The organism is Amycolatopsis tucumanensis (assembly GCF_021654135.1).
Taxonomy (GTDB): Bacteria; Actinomycetota; Actinomycetes; order Mycobacteriales; family Pseudonocardiaceae; genus Amycolatopsis_E; species Amycolatopsis_E tucumanensis.
Genome location: NZ_JAKGSD010000019.1, coordinates 140,089 through 146,612, shown reverse-complemented (window position 1 = coordinate 146,612; position 6,524 = coordinate 140,089). Strand labels below are relative to the sequence as shown.

The window sequence follows — 6,524 nt, the reverse complement described above, 5'->3', positions numbered from 1 at the left end:
ACCCGATCCCTGATCGCCTACGACCACTAACCAAGATCGGAATTACTCATCTAGGACACCAGGCAACGCGGCGCCCCCGACGACGGCGCGATGCCAGCGGGCGGTGTCCAAGGTCGTGGCGCCAGGAAGTGGCCTACGGCCGTCGCAGCGCCCGCCGGGTGCGCCACTCCGCGTCCTCATTGAAAGTCGAGCGATCGTCACCGAGTCCAGCGGGACAAGCGCGTTGGCATCCGCAAAATAGGCCGCCGCGCACCCGCGGGTTGTCGGGAGGCCGCCACGTGGCAGTGGGTGCTCGTCTCCCGGCCGAGCATGTGGCTGAGCGTGTCGACTGGCCACGCGGCCTCGACCACCGCTCTGTTCGGCACTCGACCTGGTCGATCGACCCGGGTCAGGACGCGGGCTCCAGGCGGAGCACGATCGCCTTCGAGACCGGTGTGTTGGACTTCTTCGCCACCGAGTCCAGCGGGACCAGCGCGTTGGCCTCCGGGAAGTAGGCCGCCGCGCAGCCGCGGGCCGTCGGGTACGCCACCACCCGGAAGTGCTCCGCCCGCCGCTCGCTGCCGTCCTCCCACTCGGACACCAGGTCGACCAGCCGGCCGTCGGCGAAGCCCAGCTCCGCCAGGTCGTCCGCGTTGACCAGCACCACCCGGCGCGCGTCCTCGATGCCGCGGTAGCGGTCGGACAGGCCGTAGATCGTGGTGTTGTACTGGTCGTGGCTGCGCAGCGTCTGCAGCAGCAGCCGGCCCGCGGGCACGCGCGGGAACTCCAGCTCGCTGGTCGTGAAGTTCGCCTTGCCCGTCGAGGTGCGGAACGACCGCGAGTCGCGCGGCGGGTGCGGCAGGACGAACCCGTCCGGCTGCCGCACCTTCGCGTTGTAGTCCTCGCAACCCGGCACGACCTGCGCGATCCGGTCGCGGATCAGGTCGTAGTTCCCCTCGAAGTCCCGCCACGGCACGGCGTGGCCGTCGCCGAAAAGCTCGGTCGCGAGCCGGCAGATGATCGCCACCTCGGACAGCAGGTGCTCGCTCGCCGGCTTCAGCCGCCCGCGCGAGACGTGCACGCACGACATCGAGTCCTCGACCGTGACGAACTGCTCGCCCGCGGCCTGCGCATCCCGCTCGGTTCGGCCCAGCGTGGGCAGGATCAGCGCGGTCCGGCCGGGCACCACGTGCGACCGGTTCAACTTCGTCGACACGTGCACGGTCAGCTCGCACGACCGCAGCGCGCGCTCGGTCAGCCCGGAATCCGGGGTGGCGGCGGCGAAGTTGCCGCCCATGCCGATGAACACCTTGCCGCGCCCGTCGCGCATCGCGCGGATCGAGTCCACGGTGTCGAGCCCGTGCTTGCGCGGCACCGGGATGCCGAACTCGTCCTCCAGCCTGCTCAGGAACGATTCGGGCATCTTCTCCCAGACACCCATCGTGCGGTCGCCCTGCACGTTGGAGTGCCCGCGCACCGGGCACAGGCCCGCGCCCGGCTTGCCGATCATGCCGCGCGCGAACGCCAGGTTGCTGATCTCCTGGATCGTCGCGACCGCGTGCCGGTGCTGCGTGACACCCATGGCCCAGCAGTAGACGGTGCGCTCGGACGCCGCGATCATCCGCGCCATCCGCTCGATCTGGGCGCGGTCCAGGCCGGTGGCCTCGTCGATCGCCGCCCAGTCGATCTCGCTCAGGTTCTTGGCCCAGTCGTCGAAGCCGTGCGTCGAGGACTCGACGAACTCGCGGTCCACGATCGTGCCCGGCGCGGCCTCCTCCCACGACAGCAGCAGGTGCCCGATCGCCTGGAACAACGCGAGGTCGCCGCCCAGCCGGATCTGCGCGAACTCGTCGGCCAGCGGCGTGCCCTTGCCGACGACGCCGCGCGGGTTCTGCGGGTTCTTGAACCGCATCAGCCCGGCTTCGGGCAGCGGGTTCACCGCGATCACCTTCGCGCCGCGGCCCTTGGCCTCTTCGAGCGCGGACAGCATGCGCGGGTGGTTGGTGCCCGGGTTCTGGCCGACGACGACGATCAGGTCGGCGTGGTGGATGTCGGCGAGGCTCACCGAGCCCTTGCCGATGCCGTAGGCCTCCGACAGCGCCGCGCCGGAGGACTCGTGGCACATGTTGCTGCAGTCCGGCAGGTTGTTCGTGCCGAACGAGCGCACCAGCAGCTGGTACAGGAACGCGGCCTCGTTGCTGGTGCGGCCGGAGGTGTAGAAGATCGCCTCGTCCGGGCTGTCCAGCTCCTTGAGCTTGCCCGCGATCAGCCGGAACGCCTCGTCCCAGGCGATCGGCTCGTAGTGCGTGCCGCCCTCGCGCAGCACCACCGGCTCGGTGAGCCTGCCCTGCTGCCCGAGCCAGTAGTCGGTGCGGCCGTGCAGCTCCTCGACCGGGTGCTGGGCGAAGAACTCCCGCCCGACGCGCCGTTTCGTGGCCTCCTCGGCGACCGCCTTCGCGCCGTTCTCGCAGAACTCGGCGAGCTTGCGGTGCTCACCGTCCTCCGCGCGCGGTTCGGGCCAGGCGCAGCCGGGGCAGTCGAAGCCGTCGCGCTGGTTGAGCAGGCGGAGGGTCTTCACCGTGCGGCCGGCGCCCATCTGCTCGACACCGCGCAGGAGTGACACCGCCACTCCCGGGATGCCCGCCGCCCACTCCTTGGGCTTGTGCACTTCGAGGGCGGCTTCGTCGATGTCGGCGCGGGGAGCGTTGCGTGTCACGTCCCCTATCTTGCGTCAGCGCCCGCCTTCGCGCGAGTACCGAGTTTCCGGTCGGTCACCGTGACCGTGAACAGCACGACGCCGATCACGATGAGCGCCGCGGCCAGTTCGTGCAGGCCGTGCGAGGTGGCCCGGTCGCCGAAGCACAGCGCGATCAGCGTCGACGACCCGATCGCGCCGAGGTACTGCGCCGTGCGGAACAGGCCGCTCGCGGTGCCCATCACCTCCGGCGGCACCTGGCCGTAGAGGACGGTCTGGTTGGTCACGCTCGTCAGGCCCTGGCCCAGCCCGAACACCGCGGCGAGCACCACCAGCGCGGCGATCCACGTGCCGTCGTGCACGAACAGCAGCAGCACCGACCCGGCGAGCAGCGCCAGCGAGTTGACGACCAGCCGCCCCTTGAGCCGTGTCGGCTTGCCGGCCGACGCCGCGGCCAGCACGGCGGCCACCGACATCGGGGTCAGCAGCGCGCCCGCCGTCGATTCGGTGAGCCCGCGCGCGGATTCGAGCCACTGGACGTAGCCGAACATGATCGAGTAGACGATGAGGAACGCCAGCGCCTGGCGCAGGTAGGTGCGCAGGAGCGGGCGGTTGCCCGCCAGCATCCGCAGGTCGACGAACGGGCGCTCGGCGTGCAGCTCGACCCGGACGAACAGGGCGCCCAGCACCAGCGCGACGCCGAGCAGGTACAGGTCGGACACCGCGGGCGCCATCACGTAGAGCAGCACCGCGAGCAGGGTCGCGGAGAACAGGGCGATGCCGGCGAGGTCGATCGGCTCGCGCCGGCCGGTGCGCGGCGGGTCCTTGGGCACCCAGACGAGCGCGAGCACGAACGCGACCGCGGCGAGCGGGATGTTGACCGCGAAGATCGCCGGCCAGCCGGCCAGTCCGATCAGCGCGCCGCCCAGCGTCGGGCCGATGACCATGACGGTCTGCGACGACATCGCGAGGACCGAAAGGATGCGGCTCGGCACGCCGCCGCCGGTGGCGTCGGCGCGTTTGCGCAGCACCGCCATCGCGGCGGGGAAGCCGGCGCAGGTGCCGATGCCGAGCACGACCCGGACCGCGACCAGCCAGCCCAGCGAGAACGCGAGCAGGCCGCCGACGCCTGCGGCGAACACGGTCACCGAGCCGGCCAGCAGCACGCGTCGCGCGCCGAACCGGTCGACGAACAGCCCGACGACGGGTTGCCCGACGGCCGTGGCCAGGTACAGCGAGGTGATCAGCCAGGCCGTTTCCCCCGGCCCGGCGCCGAACGCCTGGCCGATGGGCACCAGCGCCACGGCGATCAGGGTGGAGTTGATCGGGTTGAGCACCGCGCTGGCCACCAGGGGGAGGACCATGCGCGGCGGGTAGGCGGTTCGCGTGAGCTGTGTCGTCCGCTGGGACGTGGTCACCACTTCCTCATCGCTGCGCCAGCTTCGCGAGCAGGGGCAGCGCTTCGTCGATCTTGCGGCGCTCCTCGGCGGTGAGGTCGTCGGTCAGGGCGCGCGCCAGCCACTCCTCGCGGTGCTGGTGCACGCCCCGCGCGGTCTTCTCGCCCAGGTCCGACAGGGCGACGAGCACGCGGCGCCCGTCGCGCGGGTCGCGGGTGCGGCTGAGGTAGCCCAGCTCGTCCAGCGCGCCCAGCGTGGCCGCCATGGACTGCTGCCGGACGTGCTCGGCCGCCGCGAGCTGCGCCTGAGTGGCCGGGCCGTCCCGGTGCAGCCGCGCGAGCACGGCCGACTGCGAGGGCGTCAGGACGCCCGCGTTGTCCACCTGGCGCAACCGGCGGTGCAACTGCCCGACGACGGCGCGCACCGCACCGGCGAGGCGCGCCGCGTCGTTCGGTACCCGGGTCATATAGACAGTCTAGGCTGTTGAGTCTGGGCTGTCGAAGTGGCTACTCGCAGCCGCCGGTGAACTCCGGCATCGGCTTGGTCACGTCGTACATCGCCGCCTCGTCGAAGCCCGAGGTGTCCTGCGTGACGGGACGGGGTTCGCTGTAGGCCGGTGCGAGGTAGCCCCGCTTCGACGGCTCGCAGGCCATCGAGTAGATGACCCCCTGGGTCATCGTCACCCACAGGCCGCGGTCGTTCTTCTGGAACGAGGCGCCCCGGGTCAGTTCGAAGTCCACCTCGTAGCGGAGGAACACGTCGATGTCGGCGGGGCTCAGGATCGGTGCGTAGGTGCCGGGGTCGAACGCGTAGGCGACCGAGTAGTCCGCGTGCAGGGCGAGCCTGTTCGCGTCGTCTCCCGGGGTGGCGGTGATGGTGCCCGTGATCCGCGGGCCCGCCGGGAGCAGCCGGTAGCCGTCCTCGGCGAAGCTGACCACGGACCGGAAGTCGTCCGTCCGGTCGTTGATCGACTTGGCGAACTCCCGCCGGGCGTTCGGGGCCAGCAGGTTCAGCAGCAGCGATCCGTCGTGGCCCTCGATGGTGCGCCGGTCGAGCCTGCCGACCCGGATGACCTCCCGCACCTGGCCGACCGCCGCCGCGACCTCGCCGGCGGAGAACCCGCCGACCGGGCCGGGCGGCGGGGCCAGCAGCCCGTCCACCGACTCGCCCCAGGTTTCGGCTGGGGTGCCGTCGAACGGGCGCTCCAGGTTCACGCGCGCGATGTCCGGCAGCACGCTCGGCGCGGTCGGGCGCATCTCGGCCGGTGGGGGAGCGCTGCCGTCGTAGTGGGCGGACGTCGAGCGGCCCCACTGGACGAGCCCGAACACCGCCCCGGCCACGACGACCAGCGACACGCCGGTCCAGGCGAGCCGCTTGCCCGTCCGGCGCTCGCGGCGCAGGCCGGCCCGCGCCTGCTTCGCCGCGCGCCGCTGCCAGTCGGGGTCCCGCAGATCCGGGTGCTCCGCGATGTCGTAGTCGTCCACTTCGGACCTGCCTTCCGGTTCGATCTCGCCTTCTGATCGACACCGGGGGGCGAGCGTTACGGGGTGCAGGCGTCCTGAGACCGATCCGCAAACAACGGTGCGACGAGGCTCACTCGGGCGTACCGGCAGGCGCCGCCTTCGAGGTAGGTCTGGCCGCCCAGGAAATCGATCCCCGCGGTGGCGGCCTTGAACGGTGGCGACCTGCGCACCACGAAATCGAGCTGGAACGTGCGCAGCACGACCAGCTCGGCGGGGTCGAACACCGGCGCGCCCGCCGGGTCGAAGGCGTACGCGACGCGCAGGTCCACCCGCACGGCCAGCTCCGCCCGGCTGGCGCCCGGGCCCACCGACATGGTCCCGTCCGTCTTCGGGCCCGCGGGCAGCAGCCGGTAGCCGTCGGCGATCACGGCCAGGTACACCGGGAAGTTCTCGGTGCGCGCCAGCACGGCCGGCTCCGCGGTCTCGCGCGCCCTGGGGGACAGGAGGCCGAGGAACCGCTCGAACCGGCGCTGCTCGATCACCTCGCGATCGACGTTGAGCGCCGCGGTCAGCTGCCTGACCTGCTCGGCGGCCGCGGCGACCTCGGCGGCGGAGAAGTCGCCGACCGGCGTCACGGCGGGCAGGCGCAGCCCGTCGATGCCGTCCGGCCACGCCGCCGCGGGCGTGGCGGCGAAGGGTGCGGCGAGGTCGACCGGCACCGCGACCGGCAACGCGGCAGGCAGGCCCGCGGCCCTGGCCGCGGACAGCACCGCCATCGGCCGGGTCGCGGGCGCCACCACCAGCGCCGCCACGCCGGCGAGGGCCAGTGTGGCCGCCGTCACCAGGGCCGTCATCAGCCGCCACGGTGCCCGCTCCGCGGGGCCGGGGATGTGCTCGTAGCCGTCCACTTCGGACCCATCGCACCCCGCCGGAGATCGTTACCGGCCCCGGAGGAGATGCGGATGCGGCGCTGATTAGCAGGTTCGTACA

Annotated in this window: 5 protein-coding genes; all 5 read right to left on the bottom strand. The window is 72.1% G+C overall.

Features of this window, described 5'->3' with window-relative positions:
- Positions 1-388: 388 nt before the first annotated feature.
- A complete protein-coding gene (locus L2C96_RS20450) occupies positions 389-2,695 on the bottom strand; it encodes an FdhF/YdeP family oxidoreductase (RefSeq protein WP_237337373.1) in 2,307 nt (768 codons plus the stop codon).
- Positions 2,696-2,700: 5 nt separating this feature from the next.
- Positions 2,701-4,038 carry an MFS transporter gene (locus L2C96_RS20445; protein ID WP_237337380.1) on the bottom strand — a complete coding sequence of 446 codons (1,338 nt, stop codon included), beginning with the start codon at positions 4,036-4,038 and terminating at the stop codon, positions 2,701-2,703.
- 61 nt (positions 4,039-4,099) lie between these two features.
- Positions 4,100-4,537: a MarR family winged helix-turn-helix transcriptional regulator gene (locus L2C96_RS20440; RefSeq protein ID WP_237337372.1), complete on the bottom strand. Its 438-nt coding sequence runs from the start codon at positions 4,535-4,537 to the stop codon at positions 4,100-4,102.
- A 40-nt stretch (positions 4,538-4,577) separates the two neighbouring features.
- Entirely contained in the window at positions 4,578-5,555 is a 978-nt protein-coding gene (locus L2C96_RS20435) for a hypothetical protein (protein ID WP_237337371.1), read from the bottom strand.
- 56 nt (positions 5,556-5,611) lie between these two features.
- Positions 5,612-6,442, bottom strand: coding sequence for a hypothetical protein (locus L2C96_RS20430; RefSeq protein ID WP_237337370.1), 831 nt, complete (start codon positions 6,440-6,442; stop codon positions 5,612-5,614).
- Between the last annotated feature and the right edge of the window lie 82 nt (positions 6,443-6,524).

Coding starts and splice junctions, on each gene's coding strand:
- L2C96_RS20445 (WP_237337380.1), bottom strand. CDS start 4,038: ATGGTCCTCCCCCTGGTGGCCAGCGCGGTGCTCAACCCGATCAACTCC.
- L2C96_RS20440 (WP_237337372.1), bottom strand. CDS start 4,537: ATGACCCGGGTACCGAACGACGCGGCGCGCCTCGCCGGTGCGGTGCGC.